General features: G+C 59.4%; 20 protein-coding genes. 17 read left to right on the top strand and 3 right to left on the bottom strand.

All coding sequences use genetic code 11. The annotated features are described in order from the left end of the window. Positions 1-106: 106 nt before the first annotated feature. From MHM86_RS03205 to MHM86_RS03190, 4 genes are all read left to right on the top strand, one after another. A complete protein-coding gene (locus tag MHM86_RS03205) occupies positions 107-1,651 on the top strand; it encodes a LysM peptidoglycan-binding domain-containing protein (RefSeq protein ID WP_239195648.1) in 1,545 nt (514 codons plus the stop codon). 172 nt (positions 1,652-1,823) lie between these two features. Beyond that, on the top strand, positions 1,824-3,680 hold the full coding sequence (locus MHM86_RS03200) for an ABC transporter ATP-binding protein/permease (protein WP_239195647.1): 1,857 nt from the start codon (positions 1,824-1,826) through the stop codon (positions 3,678-3,680). Positions 3,681-3,977: 297 nt separating this feature from the next. Beyond that, positions 3,978-4,307 (top strand): serine hydrolase, encoded by a 330-nt coding sequence (locus MHM86_RS03195; protein ID WP_239195646.1) that lies wholly within the window; start codon positions 3,978-3,980, stop codon positions 4,305-4,307. A 77-nt stretch (positions 4,308-4,384) separates the two neighbouring features. Further along, positions 4,385-4,561: a hypothetical protein gene (locus tag MHM86_RS03190; protein WP_239195645.1), complete on the top strand. Its 177-nt coding sequence runs from the start codon at positions 4,385-4,387 to the stop codon at positions 4,559-4,561. Between the two features lie 74 nt (positions 4,562-4,635). Here MHM86_RS03190 and MHM86_RS03185 read toward each other — a convergent pair whose 3' ends face one another. Together MHM86_RS03185 and MHM86_RS03180 are read right to left on the bottom strand one after the other, a co-directional pair. Then, on the bottom strand, positions 4,636-8,331 hold the full coding sequence (locus tag MHM86_RS03185; RefSeq protein WP_239195642.1) for an efflux RND transporter permease subunit: 3,696 nt from the start codon (positions 8,329-8,331) through the stop codon (positions 4,636-4,638). After that, on the bottom strand, positions 8,328-9,614 hold the full coding sequence (locus MHM86_RS03180) for an efflux RND transporter periplasmic adaptor subunit (protein WP_239195640.1): 1,287 nt from the start codon (positions 9,612-9,614) through the stop codon (positions 8,328-8,330). Before MHM86_RS03180 ends, MHM86_RS03185 begins: the two co-directional genes overlap by 4 nt. A 286-nt stretch (positions 9,615-9,900) precedes the next feature. Between MHM86_RS03180 and MHM86_RS03175 the strand changes: the two genes are divergently transcribed. From MHM86_RS03175 to der, 3 genes are all read left to right on the top strand, one after another. Further along, a complete protein-coding gene (locus MHM86_RS03175) occupies positions 9,901-10,557 on the top strand; it encodes a hypothetical protein (RefSeq protein ID WP_239195638.1) in 657 nt (218 codons plus the stop codon). Positions 10,558-10,620: 63 nt separating this feature from the next. Then, a complete protein-coding gene (locus tag MHM86_RS03170) occupies positions 10,621-11,949 on the top strand; it encodes a PQQ-like beta-propeller repeat protein (protein WP_239195636.1) in 1,329 nt (442 codons plus the stop codon). Between the two features lie 96 nt (positions 11,950-12,045). After that, positions 12,046-13,551, top strand: coding sequence for a ribosome biogenesis GTPase Der (gene der, locus MHM86_RS03165; protein ID WP_239195634.1), 1,506 nt, complete (start codon positions 12,046-12,048; stop codon positions 13,549-13,551). A 202-nt stretch (positions 13,552-13,753) separates the two neighbouring features. Here the strand turns inward: der and serS are convergent, their stop codons facing one another. Continuing rightward, positions 13,754-15,046: a serine--tRNA ligase gene (serS, locus tag MHM86_RS03160; RefSeq protein WP_239195631.1), complete on the bottom strand. Its 1,293-nt coding sequence runs from the start codon at positions 15,044-15,046 to the stop codon at positions 13,754-13,756. Between the two features lie 573 nt (positions 15,047-15,619). On the opposite strand from serS, the gene yajC reads away from it, so the two are divergent. From yajC to MHM86_RS03110, 10 genes are all read left to right on the top strand, one after another. Beyond that, positions 15,620-15,904 carry a preprotein translocase subunit YajC gene (gene yajC, locus MHM86_RS03155; RefSeq protein WP_239195629.1) on the top strand — a complete coding sequence of 95 codons (285 nt, stop codon included), beginning with the start codon at positions 15,620-15,622 and terminating at the stop codon, positions 15,902-15,904. 70 nt (positions 15,905-15,974) lie between these two features. Beyond that, a complete protein-coding gene (gene secD / locus MHM86_RS03150; RefSeq protein WP_239195627.1) occupies positions 15,975-17,639 on the top strand; it encodes a protein translocase subunit SecD in 1,665 nt (554 codons plus the stop codon). Positions 17,640-17,644: 5 nt separating this feature from the next. Further along, positions 17,645-18,613: a protein translocase subunit SecF gene (secF, locus tag MHM86_RS03145; RefSeq protein WP_239195625.1), complete on the top strand. Its 969-nt coding sequence runs from the start codon at positions 17,645-17,647 to the stop codon at positions 18,611-18,613. Next, on the top strand, positions 18,606-19,412 hold the full coding sequence (locus tag MHM86_RS03140; RefSeq protein ID WP_239195623.1) for a sulfite exporter TauE/SafE family protein: 807 nt from the start codon (positions 18,606-18,608) through the stop codon (positions 19,410-19,412). Before secF ends, MHM86_RS03140 begins: the two co-directional genes overlap by 8 nt. Beyond that, entirely contained in the window at positions 19,387-19,740 is a 354-nt protein-coding gene (locus tag MHM86_RS03135) for an Mth938-like domain-containing protein (RefSeq protein WP_239195622.1), read from the top strand. Before MHM86_RS03140 ends, MHM86_RS03135 begins: the two co-directional genes overlap by 26 nt. A gap of 120 nt (positions 19,741-19,860) precedes the next feature. Further along, positions 19,861-20,478, top strand: coding sequence for a heme ABC exporter ATP-binding protein CcmA (ccmA, locus tag MHM86_RS03130; protein WP_239195620.1), 618 nt, complete (start codon positions 19,861-19,863; stop codon positions 20,476-20,478). After that, a complete protein-coding gene (gene ccmB, locus MHM86_RS03125; protein ID WP_239195619.1) occupies positions 20,475-21,131 on the top strand; it encodes a heme exporter protein CcmB in 657 nt (218 codons plus the stop codon). The genes ccmA and ccmB overlap by 4 nt, the downstream gene beginning before the upstream one ends. Before the next feature lie 82 nt (positions 21,132-21,213). Next, positions 21,214-21,963 carry a heme ABC transporter permease gene (locus MHM86_RS03120; RefSeq protein ID WP_239195618.1) on the top strand — a complete coding sequence of 250 codons (750 nt, stop codon included), beginning with the start codon at positions 21,214-21,216 and terminating at the stop codon, positions 21,961-21,963. After that, a complete protein-coding gene (ccmD, locus tag MHM86_RS03115) occupies positions 21,960-22,118 on the top strand; it encodes a heme exporter protein CcmD (RefSeq protein ID WP_239195611.1) in 159 nt (52 codons plus the stop codon). The genes MHM86_RS03120 and ccmD overlap by 4 nt, the downstream gene beginning before the upstream one ends. Beyond that, the gene (locus MHM86_RS03110) at positions 22,111-22,659 is read left to right on the top strand and encodes a DsbE family thiol:disulfide interchange protein (protein WP_239195609.1); all 549 of its coding nucleotides are present in this window, start codon (positions 22,111-22,113) and stop codon (positions 22,657-22,659) included. The genes ccmD and MHM86_RS03110 overlap by 8 nt, the downstream gene beginning before the upstream one ends. The last annotated feature ends 146 nt before the right edge of the window (positions 22,660-22,805 follow it).

Genomic DNA, 22,805 nt, shown 5'->3' with positions numbered 1-22,805 from the left:
TATGGCGCATAGAGACTATGGCGCTTGGATGCGGTTGGGCCGAGGGGACGGCTCACTATGGCCGCTGATGAAAGCGTTCAGTGCAAAAATTGGGGAAGGAAAACCAATGACCAAAGAAACCGGAGCCGCCGCTGGCGCGACAAGCACAGGTCAGACGCTGGCCTATGGTGCGGGTGTGGTGATTGTGGTGTTGATCGCCCTTTTTGGACTGGGTGTGTTTGACGGCGAAGAGACGACTGAAGACAGCGTGCAAAATGCAGCGCAGGATGTCGCGGAAACCACACCAGAGGTAACTGCAGAACAGAGTGTTGAAAGCGGTGATGCCACGGCCATCGCCGCGGATGAAACCGTTGAGGCGGGGGCCGCAGCCGGTGCGGATCAGCAGCCCGCAACCGATGCTGCTGCGCAGGGACAAGCGGACGCAGCCGAAGAAACAAAAGACGCGGATGCAGAGGCCGCAGACAGCGCGGCAGCCGATACAGCAGACACTGCGACAGAAACGACGGCGGAAGAGGGGGCAGAGGCCACCGCTGATATGGCACCGGAGGCCACCGCCGACGAGGCGACAGATGCGCAGACCCCACCCAGTTTCGACGTGGTGCGGGTTGAGACTGACGGCAACATGCAGATCGCGGGTGAGGCCGCCGCAGGCAGCACACTGGAGGTGCTGTTGGGCGATACAGTGATCCACTCTTTGATTGTTGGCGATGATGGAAAATTTGCCGCTTTCCTGAATCTGCCGCCTTCTGATCAACCCAGTGCCATGACGCTGCAACTGCGGCAGGGGGATACGGTCACGCGTTCCGCTGATCAGGTGATCATCGCGCCGATTGCGGCACCTTTGGTGGTGGCGGACGCCGACGAAGAGACCGCCGAGACTGACGCAACCGACAGCATTGCATTGGAAGGTGACCAAGAAGCACAGGGCCGCGACGCTGATACGGGGGCTGCCACGGGCGCTGCCACGGAAGAAAGCGCGGCCAAAGAGATCGCCGTCGCTGACGCTGCAGGGACCGAGGGGGCCATCGTAGGTGATGAAACCGCAGGCGAAAGCTCCACCAAAGAGGATGCGACCCCAGCCCCCGCCGAAGCGCCCAGCGCTCCGGCGGTGATTATTGCAGGTCAGGACGGTGTCCGGGTGATCCAACCCGCTGCCGAGGCGCCTGAGGGTGGTCTGATGCTGGATGCAATAAGCTATGGCAGCGCGGGCGAGGTTGAACTGGCGGGGCGCGGCATTGCCGGTGCTTTGCTGCGCGTTTACCTCGACAATGCTGTGGTGGCTGAGGGTACGGTTGGTCAGGATACACGTTGGTCGCTGATGCTGGCGGATGTGGCGCCGGGCACCTATACTCTGCGCATTGATCAGCTGGGTCAGGACGGGGCAGTGACCGCCCGCGTTGAAACCCCGTTCAAACGCGAAGATGCCAGCGCTGTTGCCGCAGCGGGCGCAACGGATGGCGCTGTGGGTGCTGTTCAAAACAATGCGCCGGTGCGTGTTGTCACCGTACAGCCAGGAAACACCCTGTGGGCGATTGCGCGAGACGCTTACGGGGATGGCATCCTCTATGTGCGGGTGTTTGAGGCCAACCGTAGTTTGATCCGCAATCCGGACCTGATCTACCCTGGGCAGATCTTCTCTGTTCCAGAATAAATCATGCCCGAATAAGGCGCATCGACCAAGGCATGTTCAAAGCCGCGCATCCCGCTGTGCGCGGCTTTTTACGTCTTTGCCCTAGCCGTGGCACGGACACACAACTATGTGATCCCCTTAACCGCAGGCAGCATTGCCTTCTTACACTGCGGACCCAGAGAAAGAGCCAGCTATGCGACGCCTGCAACATACCGCCAGCAATCTCAACGATGACCAGATCTCAGGCTGGCGTACCATCCGCCGTGTGGCACCCTACCTGTGGCCCAATGATTCAGAACTGACGTGGGTGAAATATCGCGTGGTCTTTGCCATGCTGGCGCTCTTGGCGGCGAAGGTTGTCGCTGTCTGGACACCGTATTTATACAAGAAAGCGGTGGATGCGCTGGCAGGCGCAGGCATCACTGATCTGGCCATGGGCGCCATAGGCCTGACGGTGGCCTATGGCGGTGCACGCCTGATGTCGAACGGGTTCCAGCAGCTGCGCGATGCGATCTTTGCCGCCGTGGGTCAGCGCGCGCTGCGGCAATTGGCGCTGGAAACGTTTACCCACATTCACCGCCTGTCGATGCGCTATCACATCACCCGCAAAACTGGCGGTCTCAGCCGGATTATTGAACGCGGTGTGAAGGGGGTAGAATTCCTTTTACGCTTCCTGCTGTTTTCCATAGGTCCCTTGGTGCTGGAACTGGTGATGATCGCGGGGGTTTTGTTTGTCCTCTTTGATGTCTGGTATCTGGCGGTCGTGGTGCTGACCATCGCGCTTTATGTCTGGTTTACCTTCGCCGTAACGGAATGGCGGGTAAAACTGCGCAAGGTGATGAACGATCAGGATACCGATGCGAACCAAAAGGCGATCGACAGCCTGTTGAATTTTGAAACGGTCAAGTATTTCGGTGCTGAACGGCGCGAGGCGGCACGTTATGACGCGGCGATGGCGGGCTATGAGCAGGCGGCGTTGAAGACGTCCTACTCGCTGGCCTTCCTCAACTTTGGTCAGGCGTTTCTGATCACCGGCGGTCTGGTTGCCGTCATGGTGATGGCCGCAATCGGGGTGGAGCGGGGCGATCTGACCGTGGGCGATTTCGTCATGGTCAACGCCTATATGATCCAGATCACCATGCCGCTCAATTTCCTTGGCACTGTGTACCGTGAAATCCGTCAGGCTTTGGTGGATATGGGGGAGATGTTTGATCTGTTGGAACAACCTGCTGAGGTGTTGGATAAACCCGATGCCGGCGATCTGGGGGTGAATGGCGGCCATGTAGAATTGCGCGACGTGGCCTTTGGATATGATGCCGAACGGCCCATCCTAAAGGGCGTGTCGATGGATATTGAACCGGGTAAAACAGTGGCTATTGTCGGGTCCTCCGGTTCTGGTAAATCGACCATCGGGCGGCTGTTGTTCAGATTCTATGATGTCCAATCCGGTGCGCTGCTGATTGACGGGCATGACGTGCGCGATATTACACAGGAGAGCCTGCACGCCCAGATCGGCGTGGTGCCGCAGGATACTGTGCTGTTTAACGACACCATCCGCTACAACATCGCCTACGGCCGTGACGGCGCTACGGAGGAAGAAATTGTTGAGGCGGCGAAGGCCGCGCAAATTCACGATTTCATCATGACGCTGCCAGAAGGTTATGAAACCGCCGTTGGCGAACGCGGCTTGAAACTGTCGGGCGGTGAGAAGCAGCGTGTGGGTATCGCACGTACGTTGTTGAAGAACCCGCCGATCTTGTTGCTGGATGAGGCGACATCTGCGCTGGACACGGAAACCGAACAGGGCATTCAGGACGCGCTGACCCGCGCCGGTCATGGACGTACGGTGATCACAATCGCCCACCGTCTGTCCACCATTGCCGATGCGGATCAGATCGTGGTGCTGGAAAAAGGTGAGATTGTCGAGCGCGGCAGTCACATTGACCTGCTGGCACAGGACGGGCGCTATGCTCAGCTGTGGCACCGTCAGGCGAATGAGCAGACACACGCCGCGCCCGATGCTGGTGATCTGCGTGCGGTTGGCAAGTAGCATTTTGTTGTGGATGTAAGCGAGGAGGGTTTTACCCTCTTCGATTATCTTGAATGACAAAATTCACTCAGAGTATTTGGTGTACAATGAAGTTCATACACCCCAAGGTATTGCATGAAATAAAAACACCACCCATTTGATGTGGTGTGGAGGCCATGTCATGGATGGTGGATTGCAGGCGATGATGCGGCCTTATGCAGGGGCGCGACATTGTGTGGTGGCTTTTCAGCGGTGTCTGGGGCAGACGTGATATCAGATGTCGGGTGTGCCTCCGCAGATGTGGCGCCGCAGGATCTGATGTTTGAAATCGGTTCGATCACCAAGGTGTTTACCGCCATCCTTCTGTGCCTGATGGAGCAAGAGGGCAAGGTGGATCCCGACGCGCCGCTGCACCATCTGTCCAAGGATCTGACGGAGGCGCAGCAAGCTCGGTTCGTCAGCCCGCGTTTGCCGAAAGGAACAGCGGTTCTGCCGTGGCGGTTTCAGGCCTTGGCCGGTGCGGGTTGTCTGCGATCCAGTGCGGCGGATATGGCGCGGTTTGCGGGCCATGTGCTGGCGGCACTTGATGGGGGGAGGATCCGCTGGGGCGGGCCATGCAACGTTCTGTCGAGCCGGTTTTGGGCTTAGGGCGACGCGGGGGCATGCAGCCTGCGGCCCAATGCTGTGGCGGGGTGACGTTGCAATCTGCCAAAGGCGCGCCGCGCATGCTATTTCATAACGGGGGGACGGCTGGTTCCAGCTCCGCTCTTTATATTTGCCCTGAAACTGGAACAGCCTTCGGCGTGTTGTCGAACAACGGGGGGGCGGGCAATCTGTTGGGCACTATGCGCCTCAGCCGTGCCAACCAGCCGCGTCAGGCAGAGGCGCTATTGGCCGGTTGACATGGAATGGAAAAGGCCAGTGTTGAAAAGGCCGGTGTTGAAAAGGCCAGTGCTGATACGCGCCGGCCTTTTCTTCATTCTGCTGCTGCGGCGGGTTTGTCCGGCGTTTCTGCCACCGATGGCGGCGCAACAGCCGGGGTGTCCCAGCGCAGGGCGGGGGCTGTGACCTTACGCGCGGCCCTGCGCAGCGCCAGATCCTGCGCCACCTTGCTGCCACGACCTAGATAAAGCGCGCTCAGCGCCCGGCCCAACCACAGGACATATGTCGTCGCCCAGACCCGCAGCGCCAGCATTGCAGGCGTGAAGACCAGCGTCAGCACCGTCGCGACCCCCAGACCGAAGACCACTGCTGTTGCCAGCTGTTTCCACCACAGCGCGGTGGGGCTGTCGATGGTATAGCCACCACCGGCAAAATCCAGTGACAGGCCGAACATCATCGGCGCCAGACCGGCCATAGTGGTCACCGTGGTCAGCAAAACAGGCCGAATACGGCTTTCTGCTGTGCGCACGATGGCCTCGATGCGCGGCATGTACTGACTGTACTCCTGATAGGTGTCGATCAGTACGATGTTGTTGTTCACCACGATCCCTGCAAGCGCGACGATGCCAGTGCCAGTCATGATCACCGAAAAGGTCTGATCCATCACCAGCATTCCGATCAGTACGCCTGTGGTCGACAGAATCACCGCCAGTAGCACCAGAACAGAATTATAGAAGCTGTTGAACTGCGCCAGAAGGATCACGAACATCAAAGCCAGCGCGGCGATAAACGCGCTGGAGAGGAAGGCCTGAGATTCTTTCTCGTCTTCCTGATCACCGGTCCATTCCCATTCGATTCCCGGCCCAAAGGGGCGTGTGTCGAGCCATGTGGTCAGCGCCTCGATCCGTTCAGCGGGGGTGATGAAGGTGATCTGCGCAACGTCATCGGCAAAGGCCTGCGCCAGCGCGTCGGGATCAGCGCTGTCGATGATCGTGTAGCTCTGGCCGGAAGCGGCGGTGAGCGTGCCGCCCTCTTCAACACCGCGCAGAATGCCCAGCGTTTCGCCGTTCAGACTGGCCTTGACCAGCCCGTCGGCGACGGCGGCTTTCACATCGAAATAGCGTTTCTGTTCCACGCGGTTGATGGTGGCCAGTTTCGCCACTGGCTTGCGGCTGATGAAGTTTGCCAGCGGTACCAGACCATCGGGCGTGCGCACCTTAAGGGAATCCAGCGTGGATAGCACGCGGTCGTCTTCGGGCAGGCGGACGCGGATTTCGATCTCTTCTTCTGATGTGTCGACGCGCATGGTGCCAAGGAGGATGCCGCGCGTCACAAGTTGCACCATTGCGCCCACGGTGGCTACATCGGCACTGTAGCGACCGGCTTTTTCCACATCGACGTTGATCTCCCAGTCGATGCCGGGCAGGGGCAGGGTGTCCTCAACCAGTTCCAGACCCGGGGTGCCGCTGAAACGGGTGCTGGCCAGTTCGGTGGCGGTCAGCAGATCTTCCCAGTTGTCGGATTTCAGCCGCAGATGCACAGGTTTTGCCGAAGCAGGGCCGCGGGCGGCGGCGAGGATTTCGATCTTGATCCCCGGCAGCTGATCCAGCTGCTCGGTCAGCTCATCCAGCACCACATCGCCGTCCAGATCGGGACGATCTGCGCGATCCTCCCACGGGATGGTTTCAAATTGCACCTGACCTACGGTGTCACTGGGGGGTTGTGCGCCACCAGTATTGTTGTTGAGCCCGCCCTCACCAGCAAAGGCAAATGCGTTCAAAACACCGGGATGGGCCATGATCACCGCCTCGGCCTGTTTGACCAACTCGTCTTTTTCCTCAAGCGACAGGTTGCCACGGGCGCGGACATAGGCGATTGCCATTTCGGGTTCGGATTCAACAAAGAATTCAGTGCCTTTGCTGTTGTTACCGAAGTAGATGCCAATAGAAATCACAACGCCGATCACCACCGCGATGGCCGCCAGCGGCATTACTGGATTGCCAGCGATCAGGTTGATCACCTGACCGAAAGGCGTGCGTTTGTGGCCTGCTTGAACCGTGTTGCGGCGCCACTTAATCTCAGCGGCGCCCATGGTGACGGAGGCGGCGAATGCACCAAGTATGAAGATCACGCCACCAGTCAACAAATTGCGCATCGGGCTGGCAGAAAGGTCAAAGAGATAGGTGGGGTTCAGTAGCTGCATCGCGCCGGTGAACATTACCATCAGCGCCAGCGGCACCAGTGCTGCGCGCGCCGCCCACCACGGCAGTTTATGTTGCAGCCATTCAGACATCAGGCCAAAACTGCGGCTCATCCGGCCGGACACACCGCCAACCACTGGCAAGTAGATCAGCGCCACCACCAGTGACGCTGACAGAACGAAGATCAAAGTGACCGGCAGCATGCCCATAAATTGTCCCGACACTCCGGGCCAGAACAGCATCGGCAGAAAGGCACATAGCGTCGTCGCGGTGGAACTGACGACAGGCCAGAACATCCGCTTGGCAGCCTCCACATAGGCGTGCATCGGGCCGATGCCGTCCTTGATGCGTTTGTCGGCGTATTCCACCACAACGATAGCGCCATCCACCAGCATCCCCACCGCCAAAATCAGGCCGAACATCACGATGTTGGAAATCGTCACCTCCATCAGCGCCAGCAGTACGAAGCACAGAAGGAAGGAGGTCGGAATGGCAAAACCCACCAGCAGCGCTGCGCGCGAACCGAGAGAGGCCAGTACAACAATCATCACCAGCGCAATCGCGGTCAGAACCGAACCCTCTAGCTGCGACACCATGGACCCCACGATGCGTCCCTGATCGTTCGACGTGCCGACCTGCACTGCCGCCTGCAGTTCGGGCGGCCAGTTCGATGTGACGTCCGCAATCGTTTGACGTACTTCATCCGTGGTTTGCAGGATGTTGAAACCTTTGCGTTTTACCACCTGTAGCGCCACGGTGGTCACGCCATTGAACCGCGCGGTGCCGATGCGGTCCTCAAACGTCAGGCGAATGTCAGCCAGATCGCCTAGGGTCACCACTCGCTGACCGTTGATCTTGACCGGCAGGGAATAGATATCCTGCGCTTCATCAAAGCTGGACGGGATTTTGACCGCAAAACTGCCCTGTTCGGTTTCTACCTCACCGGCTGCGACCAACAGGTTGTTATTGGTGACAACGCCGATCAGTTCAGCGGCGGTGACGTTGTAGCTTTCCAGGCGCAGGGGATCGATGATCACCTCGACCATCTCATCGCGGTTGCCAGCCACCCCGGCCTCCAGTACGGAATCGAGGGCCTCCAGACGGTCCTGCAAATCCTTGGCGATGCGATACATCGTGCGTTCAGGTACATCGCCGGTGAGATTCACAATCAGGATCGGAAATTCGGAGAAGTTGATTTCGTTGATCGAATAGCTTTCAGATCCTTCGGGAAACTTCGCCTCGGCCTTCGACATGGCGTCGCGCACATCGGCCATGACGGTGGTTTTGTCCCAGCCAAATTCAAACTCCAGCGCGACACCGGCGTAGCTTTCGGAGGCAATGCTGGAGAGTTTTTTCAGGTTGTCGAGATCGGCAAGCTCCGTCTCCATCGGTTTGACCAGCAGTGTTTCCGCGTCTGCGGCGGAAATGCCGGGGAAGGGGACAGAGACGAAGAGGGCTGGAAATTCGATGTCCGGCTCACCCTCTTTGGGCAGGTTGGTGTAGGCGTAAGCACCTGCCAAAAGCGACATCAACACAAAGGCCAGAACCATGCGGGCCCGTTTGGCGGCCCAATCGATGAGGGAGGTCATTGCGAGATCTCCGAAGTCTTGGCGTCATTGCCGTCTGGTGTGTGCGATGCCTCTCGGTAGGTGGGCAGCACCTTGACCCCGTCGATCACATATTCTTGCCCAACTACAATCAGATCTTCGCGCGGGGCCAGTCCGGTGATCCAGACGCCGTCGGTAGTGTCACGCAGCAGGGTGATAGGTTTGAAGGTCACGATGTTCTCTGCGCCCAGAACCCGAACGCCCAGATCGCCCGCGTCATTCAGCGTCATAGCAGAGGCAGGGATCAGATGCGCACGCTTGCCAGCGGAGGCAATGAGGATATCCGCGGTTTGTCCGTCGCGGATCGACATGTCGGTGTTGGCCACATCAATATCGACGCGGAAGGTGCGGGTTTGCGGATCGGCAGAGCGCGACAAGAAGGTCACGCGACCGCGCACCTCCCGCCCGTCTGCCAACCGCGCACCGGCCAGCGCGCCCAGAGTGACGCGGTTCACCTGCGTTTCGGCGACGTAGCCCACCACTTTGATCGGGTCCAGCTGTAACACCGTGGCACAGGTTGCGCCGGGTGCCATCAAGCTGCCCAGTTCGGCGGTGTCCGTCTCCAACAGGCCTGCGAAAGGTGCGGTGATTACCAGCCGTTCCATCTCTTTTTGTGCGGCGGCCACGGCAGCCTCTGCTCCGCGAATGCCGGCCTGCGTGGTTTCCAGACCGGACCGCGCAGCCTCTACACCAGCTTGCGCCGAAACCACAGCTGCCTGCGTCGCGGCCACGCGGGTGTCTGAGGCATAGCCGGTTTCAGACAGTTTGGTGGCGACATTGTCATTGATACGCGCCTCATCCAGTCGAGCCTCAGCTTCGCGCAGGCGGGCCTCTGTTTGGGGGATCTGGGCCTGTGCGTTCAGCAGGTTTGCCTCTGCTTGCGCCAGTACCGCCGGACGAGTGCCCGCTGCCAATGTGCACAACGCCTGGCCAGCCTCCACAAACGACCCACGACGCAGCGGTTCGGAAATCACTGTTGCGCTGGTTTCAGCCATCACATCAACCTGTCGCGCAGCTTCGGTTTCGCCGCGCAACTGAACGGCGCTGTCGATCTCACGTGCTTCGGTAGTTTGCACCACAACCCGCACAAGATCCTGCGCGATCGCCTTCATTTCGGTGCTATCGGGCGCGGGCAGAGCGGTTGTGTCAGCTTCGGTCACTGCGGGTTCACCGCGGGCAAAGGCCAAAAGCGCCTGCCTCTCCATGATCAGCACGTAGAGGGTGACGGTCACAATGATTGCGGTCAGCAACGGGACAATGCGCATCTTTAAGTCCTTGAGGGTCTTTGTCTGAAACAGATGGTACAACTACCAAATGAAGTGGGTGCCATAGCGGCAAAAGCAAGCCTTTGGCACAAGCTGTGGCCCAATTACGGGATCGTAACCGTATTCTTAACCTGCGGGCAAGCGGTTCGTCGCCAACAGCCCCGATAACAGCACAAATACATGTCAGCGCTGGGTCAGCAGCTTGTGAATTCCCGTTGGCACATGCGGCTCTTGGCAGCCAGTTTACAAACAGGTAAGAGGGGGCAAACGAACAAGGGGCAGACCTGTGAGCGATACCGACAGTTTCATCGAAGAAGTCAGCGAAGAGGTCCGTCGTGACCGTCTCTATGGTGCGTTCCGTCGCTACGGCTGGATCGCGGTTGCCGGCGTTTTTGTCATCGTCGGGGGCGCCGCGTGGAACGAATACAACAAATCGCAGGATCGCGCTGCCGCTGAGAAGCTGGGCGATGATATGCTGGCAGCATTGGAGGCAGAGGCCCCTGCAGATCGCGCAGAAGCACTCGCCGCGCTGAGCGCTGCAACGCCTGCCGCGCAGGCGGTTGTGATTCTGCAGCGCGCATCTGAATTGCAGGCGGCTGGCGATACTGTTGCTGCAGCTGCTGCGTTAGAAGGTCTGGCCGTGAACGGCGAAGTAGCCCCGATCTATCGCCAGATGGCAGCGTTCAAATCGGTTCTGTTGCAAGGCACACAAACCCCTGCCGCAGATCGCAGTGCAACGCTGGAGGGGCTGGTGCAATCCGGCGGACCGCTGCGCCTGCTGGCAGAGGAGCAATTGGCGCTGATCGCGGTGGAAACAGGTGACACAGACGCTGCGCTGACCCGGCTTGAGCGGATTGCCGCGGACGCAGAGGCCTCTGCAGGCTTGCGTCGCCGCGCATCTCAGTTGATTGTGGCGCTGGGGGGCGACCGGACTGGCGCATGAGGACGATGGCAGGGCATATCAGCCCGCCGCAAGATCAAAGACATAGACTAGAGGGCGGGTTTGGTGAAAAGCAGTTCGATTATTCTGGGCCTTGCTGCTGCGGCGGTACTCGCGGGCTGTAGTGAGCGTGAAGAGATTTTGCCCGGCAAGCGCGAAGATCCTCGCGCCATCCTCAGCGACGGTTTCGCTCTTGCGGAGCCTGCCTCCGCGCTGACCCGCGCCGTCACTGAGGTGCGTCTGCCCAAAGCCGTGCAAAATGCCAGCTGGACCCAATCCGCCGGTAGTCCGAAAACCCGAACCCTGCACGCCGCACTTGCCGCTGCTCCCCGGTTGGCATGGAGTGCCGAAATCGGTGCGGGTGACAGCCGTGGCAACCGCATCACCGCCGATCCGGTGGTGGTGGACAATCGTATCTTCACCCTTGATGCGCAGGCACGTGTCACCGCCACTGGCACCAACGGGACACAGATCTGGTCGCGTGACCTGACACCGGCGCGCGATAACCCGGATGAGGCCACTGGCGGTGGCCTGGCTGCGGCCGGTGGCATGCTGTTCGTCAGCTCTGGCTTCGGTCTGCTGACCGCGCTGGATGCCGCGACCGGTGCCGTACAGTGGCAGCAGGATCTGGGGTCGACCGGCTCCGGCGCGCCTACGGTCTTTGGCGATCTGGTCTATATTGTCGGTGGCGATGACACCGGCTGGGCGCTGGAACGCAAAACGGGGCGCATTCGCTGGCAGACCACTCAACCGGGTGATGTGAACAACGTCCTTGGCGGGCCCGCACCTGCAGTGACGGATAAATTTGCCGTCTTCGCCTTTGGCGACGGCGCGCTGCATGGCACCTACCGCAACGGTGGCCTGCGCACGTGGACGGCCTTTCTGTCCGGTCAGCGTCGCAACAGCGCATTGGCCAAGATCAATGACGTGACCGCTGATCCTGTAATCAGCGACGGACGTGTCTACGTTGGCTCGCACGCTGGCCGCCTGCTGGCACTGGATCTGGAAAGCGGCGATCGCCTCTGGACTGCGCGCGAAGGTGCGATCAGTCCGGTTGTGGCTGTCGGCGGGTCGGTCTATGCGGTGAGCGATGAAAACCAGTTGCTGCGGTTGGATGCCCGTGATGGTGCAACCATCTGGGCGAAGAAACTGCCGAACCTGTTGAAACCCAAACAGCGCAAAGCGGCAGAGGTTTACGCCCATCACGGCCCCATTCTGGCCGGTGGTCAGCTGATCGTCGCCTCGAACGACGGCAAAATGCGTTTCTTTGATCCCACCACCGGTGAGATGACCCGCAGCGTTGATGTGCCCGGTGGCGCCACCACCGCGCCGGTTGTAGCGGGGGGCACCCTTTATGTTGTGGGCACCAAAGGGCAATTGCACGCTTTCCGTTGACGCAAAACTGGTATAACAGGGCGGCTTGATCCGCCCTTTACCCTTGGCAGGGAATGCGTTCTTGCGCGCAACTGCCTTCCGTCCGGAGCCTGAGACATGAGCTTTACCCTTGCCATTGTGGGCCGCCCCAACGTGGGGAAATCCACTCTTTTCAACCGTTTGGTCGGCAAAAAGCTGGCTCTGGTCGATGACCAGCCGGGGGTGACGCGTGACCTGCGCGAAGGCGATGCGCGGTTGGGCCACCTGCGATTCACTGTGATCGACACTGCCGGCCTCGAAGAGGCGACAGACGACAGCCTGCAGGGCCGGATGCGGCGGTTGACCGAACGCGCGGTGGATATGGCCGACGTTTGCCTGTTCATGGTGGACGCACGCACCGGCATCACGCCGACGGATGAGATGTTCGCCGAGATTCTGCGCAAAAGATCGGACAAGGTTATTCTGGCCGCCAACAAGGCAGAGGGCAAAGTGGCCGATGCTGGTGTGATTGAGGCCTACAGCCTTGGTCTTGGTGAGCCGCTGCGCCTGTCTGGTGAACATGGTGAGGGCATGGGCGAGTTGATGCACATCCTGCAGCCCATTTCCGATGAGTTTGAAGAGCAGGCAGCGTTACACGCGCCGGAAACCGACGTCGATATCGAGGAATATGACGACGGCGAAGAAGAGGTGCTGGACGAACACGGCAACCCGATCACCTACCGTTTGCCCACCTTTGAGCGTCCGATGCAGATCGCCGTTGTGGGCCGCCCGAACGCCGGTAAGTCCACACTGATCAACAAGATCCTGGGCGAGGACCGTCTGCTGACAGGACCAGAGGCAGGGATTACCCGCGACGCCATTTCGCTGACCATCGACTGGGGTGGTCTGCCGGTGCGTATCTGGGACACTGCCGGTATGCGCAAACGCGCTAAGGTGCAGGATAAGGTCGAAAAGCTTTCTGTGTCCGACGGTCTGCGGGCGGTGAAGTTTGCCGAGGTTGTGATTGTCCTGCTGGATGCGGCCATTCCGTTTGAACAACAAGACCTGCGCATTGCCGATCTGGCCGAACGCGAGGGGCGCGCGGTGATCATCGCGGTGAACAAATGGGATGTTGAGGACGAAAAGCAGGAGAAGTTGAAAGCGCTGAAAGAAGCCTTCGACCGTCTGTTGCCCCAGCTGCGCGGCGCGCCGCTGATCACTGTATCAGCCAAAACTGGCCGCGGCCTTAACCGTCTGCAGGAAGCGGTGGAACGTGCCTATGAAACATGGAACCGCCGTGTCTCGACCGCGAAGTTGAACCGCTGGCTCACAGCAATGACCGAGCAGCATCCGCCGCCCGCACCAGCTGGCCGCCGTATTAAACTGCGCTACATGACGCAGGCCAAAACCCGTCCGCCTGGGTTCGTGGTGATGTGTTCGCTGCCGGAAAAGCTACCTGAAAGCTATTCGCGTTATCTTATCAATGGTTTGCGCGAGGACTTTAATATGCCCGGTACGCCGATCCGTCTGACAATGCGCGGGCAGGGGGATAAAAACCCCTACAAGAACAAACGGGACAAGAAGCCCGGTGCGCTTGGCAAGCACCTGAATAAAAAGCGCGGCTTGCCACGCGGCTCGCACTAAATCGCACGAAACAGACAAAAAGGGCGCCCTTAGGGGCGCTCTTTTATTTTGGCGTTGGACATAAATTTTGTATCTCTGGCGGGGATTTTGGGGGAACAGTGAAAACGTTTTCAATGATCTCTCAATTCCACCCGCGCCCGCTGCGCGTAGCGCGTAAAAAAGGGGCCCGCAGGCCCCTTTATTGGTCGCAAGGATTGCAGGCTCAGGCCAGCGCCCCTTCGGCAGTCAATTTGGTTTTGCCACCCAAGTAAGGATGCAGCGCCTCGGGCAGGGTGACGGAGCCGTCTTCCTGCTGACCGTTCTCCAGCACCGCGATCAGGGCGCGCCCAACCGCAAGGCCGGAGCCGTTCAGAGTGTGCACAAACTCCGGCTTGCCGCCTGCGGTAGGTTTGAACCGCGCGTTCATGCGGCGGGCCTGAAAATCACCGGCAACCGAGACCGAGGAGATTTCACGGTATTGGTTTTGACCGGGCAGCCAGACCTCCAGATCGTGGGTTTTGATCATGCCAAAACCCATATCGCCCGAGCATAGCACCACAGTGCGGTAGGGCAGGCCCAGTTTTTCCAGGATCGCCTCGGCGCAGCGTGTCATGCGGTCGTGCTCTTCCATCGATTTCTCGGGATGCACGATGGACACCATTTCGACCTTTTCGAACTGGTGCTGGCGCAGCATGCCGGAGGTGTCACGACCGGCGCTACCGGCCTCGGAGCGGAAGCACTGGGTGTGGGCGCACATACGCATGGGCAGCGCGGCCTCATCCACGGTTTCGCCGTTCACGATGTTGGTCAGCGTCACCTCGGACGTGGGCACCAGCCACCAGCCGTCTTCGGTTTTGTAGCTGTCTTCGCCAAATTTCGGCAGCTGACCGGTGCCATACATCATCTCTTCGCGCACCAGAACCGGGGTCCAGGTTTCACGCAGATCGTGCTCTTCGATGTGGGTGTCCAGCATCATTTGAGCCAGCGCGCGGTGAATGCGGGCAACGCCCTGCGACAGCACGACAAAGCGCGAACCGGAAAGTTTGGCAGCGGTCTCAAAATCCATGCCCGGCTTCACACCCGCCAGCTCAAAATGCTCTTGCGGGGCAAAGGTGAATTCACGCGGGGTGCCCCAGTGGCGCACTTCGACGTTGTCGGCTTCATCCTCACCATCGGGCACATCGTCGTGCAGACGGTTCGGCAGACCCATCAACAGGTCATTGAGCTGCACGTCCAGTTCTTTGGCCTCGGCCTGCATGGCGGCCACTTCGGCCTTTTTGTCACCGACAAGGGCGCGCAGGCGTTCAAATTCGGCCTCATCGCCGCTGGCTTTGGCGGCACCGACCTCTTTGGCGGCTTTCTTCTGGTCGGACTGGGCAGTTTCTGCTGCGAGGATCTTGGCCCGGCGCGCCTCATCCAGTTCCAGCACCTGAGAGGACATCGGCGAGGCCCCACGGCGGGCCAGAGCGGCGTCAAACGCTGCCGGGTTTTCGCGGATCGCTTTGATGTCATGCATGGGGTGTGCTCCTTGGTCGGAATCAATCGTTTATGAAGGCGTTATTGCTGATTTTCACCCGGTTGAAAACCGATAGTGCGCTGCCATTGGCGCCATTGGGTGTTGAACTGGTCGTCGGTGAGTTCATCGGGGGACCAATTTGAAGTGTGATGCGCCTGCTATTGGGATAATGTCACAGAAGCATCGCCGAATGTTTGGCTGAGATCTTCTGCTGTCAGCTCAACCTCTGAAAGGTTACAGCCATGAAATGCGCACCCGTTCAATTGGGGAGGTTCACTTGAGCGCAACCCCAATCAAACTCCCCAGCCATTTGGGCTGTTCCTCAAAATTCGGCTGGGTGTTCCAGCCGATCCATGTCCAGAAATCGGGTTTGTTGTTTTGCGGCATTGAAAGCTCTTTTTGGCGAAAGTGACCACAACTTCACCGTGATCCTCGTAAAGGTCAAACCACTTTCCCCGAAACCCGCGACCTAACGTCCCAAGCTGCCTTGCAAAACGGCCCCGGCGCACATAGGTTCCTGCCAAATCATGGGTGCCTCGCGCCCTTCACATATACCTACCCAAGGACAACAACATGGAAGCCATCGGCCAGTTCATTCCCCTTATCCTCATCTTTGCGATCATGTATTTCCTGCTGATCCGTCCGCAGCAGCGCAAGATGAAAGAGCACCAGAACATGGTTGAGGCGCTGCGCAAAGGCGATCAGGTGATCACCCAAGGTGGTCTGATCGGTAAGGTCGTGAAGGTGAAAGACGCCGAAGGTGAGATCGAGGTAGAGCTGGCCGAAGGCGTGAAAGTGCGCGTTGTGCGTTCCACCATCGCGCAGGTCAAAAGCAAGACCGAGCCTGCCGAGGGCTGATCCTCATCCCCAAGAAGTCGGCCCGTGGGACACCTCCCTCGGGCCTTTTTGTTTTTGAAAGCGGTTCGAGATGCTTCAGATTGATACGTGGAAACGGGTGCTGATTTGGGCGGTGTGCGCCCTTGGCATTTTGTTTTCTCTGCCCAATGGGTTTTATGCGCGGGTTGAGGCCCGCAATGATGCGGTTCAGGCGATGGAGGCGGGGGCCTCTGGCAACGGGCTGGAAGAGCAGGCGGCGCAGTGGCCGTCTTTCCTGCCATCCAGCCTTGTGAACCTTGGCCTGGATTTGCGCGGAGGTGCGCATTTGCTGGCAGAGGTGCAGGTTGCCGATGTCTATGAGAGCCGCCTGCAGGCCATGTGGCCTGAGGTGCGCGACCTGCTGCGTCAGGAACGTGACACGATCGGCACCATCCGGTTGCAGGACAGCGATGCGGCAGAGCTGCGTGTGCGTCTGAACCAGAACCCTGAGGCCGCGGCAGAGGCAGCACAGTTGGTACGTGGTCTGGCCCGTCCAGTTGTTAGCCTGACCGGCGCGGGATCGACGGACATTGACGTCAGCGTTGATGGTGCCGACATTGTGGTGACCCTGTCCGAGGCAGAGCGTGTGGCCACGGACGAACGTACCGTTGCACAATCGCTGGAAATCATCCGTCGCCGGATTGACGAGGTAGGCACGCGTGAGCCGACCATTCAACGTCAGGGCGTCGACCGTATCCTTATTCAGGTGCCGGGCATTGGCTCCGCATCGGAGCTGAAGGAAATCATCGGCACCACCGCGCAGCTTACTTTTCAGCCTGTTGTCACCCGCACCACCAATGCCGATATGCCGGCGGGTGCAGGGAACGAGTTGCTGCCATCGCTGGACACTGAGGGTGAGTTCTATGTTTTGGAACAAGCCCCTGTTGTGACCGGTGAGGATCTGGTGGACGCGCAACCCTCGTTTGACCAGAATGGCCGTCCGGCGGTGAACTTCCGCTTCAACACCACGGGTGCGCGCAAGTTTGGCGATTACACCGCTGAAAACATTGGCAACCCTTTCGCCATCGTGCTGGATGATGAAGTTGTCTCTGCCCCGGTGATCCAATCGCATATTCCGGGTGGTTCCGGCATCATCACCGGCAACTTTAGCGTCGAGGAAAGCACCAATCTGGCGGTCCTGCTGCGGGCTGGTGCGCTGCCTGCGGGGCTGGAGTTCCTTGAAGAACGCACAATCGGCCCAGAGTTGGGCGCAGACAGCATCGAGGCGGGGCGGATTGCCTGCCTTGTGGCCTTTGTGGCCGTTTTGATCTTCATGGCGCTCAGCTACGGTCTTTTTGGATTGTTTGCCAATATCGCGCTTTTGTTCAACGTTGCGCTGATCTTTGGTGCGCTGAGTGTTATTGGCGGTACGCTGACCCTGCCGGGTATTGCGGGCATCGTTTTGACCATCGGTATGGCGGTGGATGCCAACGTGCTGGTGTTTGAACGTATCCGCGAGGAGTTGCGTACTGCCCGTGGTCCGGCCCGCGCGATTGAGCTGGGCTATGACCGTGCGCTGTCGGCGATCATTGATGCCAACATCACCACATTCATCATTGCTGTGATCCTTTTCGTCATGGGCTCCGGTCCGGTCAAAGGGTTCGCCATCACGCTGGGCCTCGGCATCCTCACATCTGTCTTTACCGCGATCTTTGTGACGCGGTTGCTGATCGTGATGTGGTTCGAACGTAAACGCCCCAAAACCATCGAGGTCTGATTATCATGCGTTTGAGACTGTTTAACGAAGTCCCCAGCTATGACTTCTTCCGCCTGCGCAAGCTGACGATGGGGCTGTCGATGCTGGCTGTTGTTGCCTCGCTGGTGGCGTGGTTGGTAATGGGGCTGAACTTCGGCATTGATTTCCGGGGCGGCACCACCATCCGGACGCAGGCGGAAACGGCTGTGGATGTAGGGGCTTATCGCGACGCGCTGGCGCCCTTGAACCTTGGCGATGTGTCGATCACAGAGGTGTTTGACCCATCTTTTGCCGAGGATGAACATGTGGCGATGATCCGCATTCAGGCTCAGGACGGGCAGGAAAGTGTGAACGAGGCGACAATCGCCAGCATTGAGGCCGCGCTGCAAGGGGTGGAGCCGACCATCACCTTCCCGTTGGTGGAATCCGTGGGTCCCAAAGTGTCGGGCGAGCTGATTCAGACCGCGATTATTGCGGTAACCGCGTCACTGGCGGCGATCCTGTTCTACATCTGGCTGCGCTTTGAATGGCAGTTCTCGGTCGGCGCGGTGGCGGCATTGGCGCATGACGTAATCTTGACCATCGGTATCTTCTCTCTGCTGCAGATCCGGTTTGAACTGGCGACCATCGCGGCGCTGCTGACGATCATCGGCTATTCGATCAACGATACGGTGGTGATTTTTGACCGCCTGCGTGAAAACCTGATCAAGTACAAGAAGACCGCGCTGACCGATCTGATGAACCTCACGGTGAACGAAACGCTGAGCCGGACGATCATGACCTCTGGCACCACACTGCTGGCGCTGATCGCGCTGTTGGTGCTGGGCGGTGATGTGATCCGTGGCTTTGTTTTTGCGATCACTTGGGGCGTTATCGTTGGGACCTACTCGTCTGTTTACGTGGCGAAAAATGTGGTTCTGATGCTGGGCGTCAAACGCGACTGGTCGAAACCTGACAACAATCAGGGCAACCAGTTCGGCAATATCGATGCCTGAGATCGTATCTGACATCCTGGCCCTTGAGGGGCTGGGATGGCTGATCGCAGGGGTGTTTCTGGCAGGGGCGGTGCGGGGCTTTTCAGGGTTCGGCGCCGCCCTTGTTTATATGCCCATCGCCGGTCAATTCCTGCCGCCGCTTTGGGCACTGATCACGCTGGTGGTGATGGAAATCTTCGGCCCGCTGCCCCTCTTACCCTCTGCATGGCGCAGCGCGAACCGTGGGCAGGTCGCACGGATTTCGATCGGTGCGATTGTCGCGATGCCGGTGGGCCTTACCCTCCTCTTGGCGGTGGAGCCTGAGGTGTTTCGCTATCTGGTCAGTGCGCTGGTGCTGATCCTGCCGATCTTACTCCTCTACGGTGTTCGCCTGCCCGGGCCAATCACGCGCCCTTTGCAATATGGCACTGGTGTTATGTCGGGTTTCGTCGGTGGTTTTGCAGGCCTGCCGGGGCCACCAGTGATCTTGCTGTATATGGCGTCAGGGGCGACGGCGGCGATGACGCGGGCGAATATCCTGCTGTATCTGGTGGCGATTGATCTGGCCTTTATCGCGATCCTGTCGGTCAGTGGGCAGATGTCTGCGGTGCCAGTGGTGCTGGGTGTTGTGCTGGCGGTACCGAATGTGCTGGGCAATCTGGCCGGGGCCGCTATGTTCCGCCCTGAACGCCAGCGCCTCTACCGGATGTTCGGTCTGGGCGTTATGATGGCGGTGGGCCTCAGCAGCCTGCCTCTTTGGGACCACGACACCGCGAACCGAAAGGACGCCGCGCATGCAGTTGAACGAAGTGAACTTTGACGGCGCTGTGCCGGTAGACAGCTACGGGCCGGGCTTTTTTCGCATTGGCGGAGAGGTGATTAATGGCGCGATGATTGCGGTAGAGGCGCAGGCGCGCACCTGGGCGGGCCTGCCGGATGAGGCCGCATTGATTGCGCTGGCGGATCAGGCAGATGTGATTTTTGTTGGCATGGGGGCAGAGATTGCCCATCTGCCGCGCCCCCTGCGTGAGGCGCTGGAAGAAACAGGTGTGGGGGTAGAGGTGATGTCATCGCCGTCCGCCTGCCGGACCTACAATGTGCTGTTGTCCGAAGGACGGCGTGTGGCGCTGGCGGTGCTGCCGCTCTGATGTAGACGCAGGGCCAAAAGATGTATGAAATCCCCAAGTTCATGATGCAGGTCAAACTGCACCGCTGACATCTGCGTTAAGCGACTTTGCGAAGCGTGAACAATGCGGTAGGACCGCCTTATGGAATTGCAAGTCTCAGACCTGACTGTGACCCGTGGCGGCATTGCCGTGCTGGAGGGGGTCAACCTCGCCGTCAGCGCCGGTGCGGCGCTGGTGTTGCGCGGACCCAATGGGATCGGCAAAACCACGCTGTTGCGCACCATTGCTGGCTTGCAACCCGCGCTTTTGGGCACTGTCAGCCTGGACCGCGAACAGATGGCCTATTCCGGTCATGCCGACGGGATCAAAGCACCGTTAACGGTGGCCGAAAACCTGACCTTCTGGGCGTCGGTCTTTGGCACCGGCTCCATTGACGCGGCACTGGCCGCGTTCCAGTTGGACCCACTGGCGGCTCGTCCTGCGGGAGGGCTGTCTGCTGGGCAAAAACGGCGGCTGGGGCTGGCGCGGATGGTTGTCACTGGACGGCCCGTGTGGGTGATGGATGAACCCACTGTGTCGCTGGACACCGACGCGGTTGCAATGTTCGCCGAAGCCGTGCGCGCCCATCTGGCGGGCGGCGGTCTGGCGTTGTTGGCGACCCATATCGACCTTGGGCTGTCAGAGGCGCGGGTGATGGATGTTGGTCCGTTCAAGGCCAAACCGCCCACGATCGACGACTTTGATGGAGCGTTCCTGTGATTGCCCTTCTGCTCCGTGACCTGCGCCTTGCGATCCGTGCGGGCGGTGGCTTTGGCCTTGGCTTGGCGTTCTTTCTGATCGTGGTGGTTCTGGTGCCTTTCGGGGTTGGACCGAACTCTAGCCTCTTGAGCAAGATTGCGCCGGGCATCCTGTGGCTGGGCGCGCTGCTGGCCTGTCTGTTGTCACTTGACCGCATCTTTGCTCTTGATTGGGAGGATGGATCGCTGGACCTCTTGGCCACCGCGCCGTTGCCGTTGGAGGCGATTGTCAGTGTGAAGGCGCTGGCCCATTGGCTGACCACAGGTCTGCCATTGGTGATTGCTGCGCCAGTGTTCGGTGTGCTGCTCAATCTGCCTGCGGCTGGCTATGGCCCACTTGTGATATCACTGCTCATTGGCACACCGGCGCTCAGTGTCATAGGCACTTTTGGTGCGGCGCTGACAGTTGGGCTGAAACGGGGGGGGCTACTGCTCAGCCTCCTTGTGCTGCCGCTATATGTGCCGACGCTAATCTTCGGCGCCGAAATGGCGCGTCGTTCGATCGAGGGGCTGACGGCACAGACATCACTGTTAATGCTGGCGGGCATTACCTTTGCTGTCATTGCCCTGCTGCCATTTGCCTCAGCGGCTGTGCTGCGGGTGAACCTTAGATAGGGGATGACAACATGCGGCCAAGAGACCAAGACATGAATACCCACGCTCTTGCAATGGGCGTCAGGACGGATAGGAGAGGGTCATGAGCTCGATCTGGGAATATGCCAACCCCAAAAAATTCATTGCAACCACCAACCGCCTGTTGCCGTGGGTGACTGGTTTGGCCGTGGTGCTGATGGCTGTTGGTTTGGTCTGGGGCTTTTTCTTTACGCCGGATGATTTCCGCCAGGGATCCACGGTGAAGATCATCTATATCCACGTGCCTGCGGCGATGATGGCGATCAATACATGGGCGATGATGCTGGTCACTTCGCTGGTGTGGATCGTACGCCGCCATCACGTGTCTGCACTGGCGGCTCGCGCGGCGGCACCTATCGGGGCGGTGATGACGGTGATTGCGCTGGCCACCGGTGCGATTTGGGGGCAGCCTATGTGGGGCACGTGGTGGGAATGGGATCCGCGCCTCACGTCTTTCCTGATCCTGTTTCTGTTCTACCTCGGCTATATCGCACTGTGGTCCGCGATTGAGGAGGATGATACGGCCGCTGATCTGACCTCCATCCTGTGTTTGGTGGGATCAGTTTTTGCGATCCTCAGCCGCTATGCGGTGAACTTCTGGAATCAGGGCCTGCATCAGGGCTCGTCGGTCCTGCGAGCCGGTGCGCTGATGGGAGATACCGAAGAGCGTGTCAGCAACGTCTTTGCCACGCCGCTGTTCATTTCAATGGCGGGATTTGTCATGCTGTTTATTGCGCTGGTTTTCCTGCGCACCCAAACCGAAATCCGCGCCCGCCGCATGCGAGCGCTTCTGGCGCGTGAAAGGATGCAATGATGCCTGATCTGGGAAAATACGCGGATGCTGTTTTGTCGTCCTATGCAGTGTCGCTGGGGCTGATCTTAGCGCTGGTGGTGCTGTCTGTGGCGCGGGCGCGCCGCGTCCGCACCGCATTGGAAGAAGTTGAGGCACGGGTGAAGAAACATGGCTAAAACCAATTGGCTTATGGTGCTGCCGCCGGTTCTGTTCGGCGGTCTGGCGGTGATGTTTTACACCGGCATGCAACGCGACAATCCCGATGCGCTGCCCACCGCACTGGCAGGACGCGCGGTGCCCAGCGTTAGCGTAACGCCGCTGGGTGACTTGCCGGTGTTTGATCTGGCGGCGATGCAGGATGGGCGGGTCAAGCTGGTCAACTACTGGGCCAGCTGGTGTGCGCCCTGTCGTGTGGAGCACCCCAACCTAGAGGAGCTGGCGGAAGGTGGCCTGCCAATCTACGGCGTGAACTACAAGGACAAGCCTGAGAACGCATTAGGTTTCCTTGCAGAATTGGGCAACCCCTATGAGGCTGTTGGACAGGATGCACAGGGTCGGATGGCGTTGGATTGGGGTGTTTACGGCGTGCCGGAAACCTACGTTGTGGACGGAAAAGGACGTATTGTTGTGCGTCACGCTGGCCCCGTAACCCAGCGCGTGATCGAAGGTGTTTTAGCGCCAGCCATCGCCGAAGCTCAAAGTGCTGCAACGCAGTAAGAGGATTTGTGACGGGAAATCTCTTGTTTTTAAGGGCGGGCCGCAGCACTGCGCGTGTTTTCCCGGGTGCATGTGCAGCATTAGGATTGTCGCATTTCTTCACTCACTTGTGAGCAATCATTGATTGGTCATACGCCGCCCGAGCG

The sequence above is a fragment of the Thalassobius sp. Cn5-15 genome, assembly GCF_022347685.1.
In the GTDB taxonomy this organism is placed as follows: domain Bacteria; phylum Pseudomonadota; class Alphaproteobacteria; order Rhodobacterales; family Rhodobacteraceae; genus Thalassobius.
Note: the sequence above shows the minus strand (reverse complement) of the source record. Positions and strands in the feature narration are given on the sequence as shown.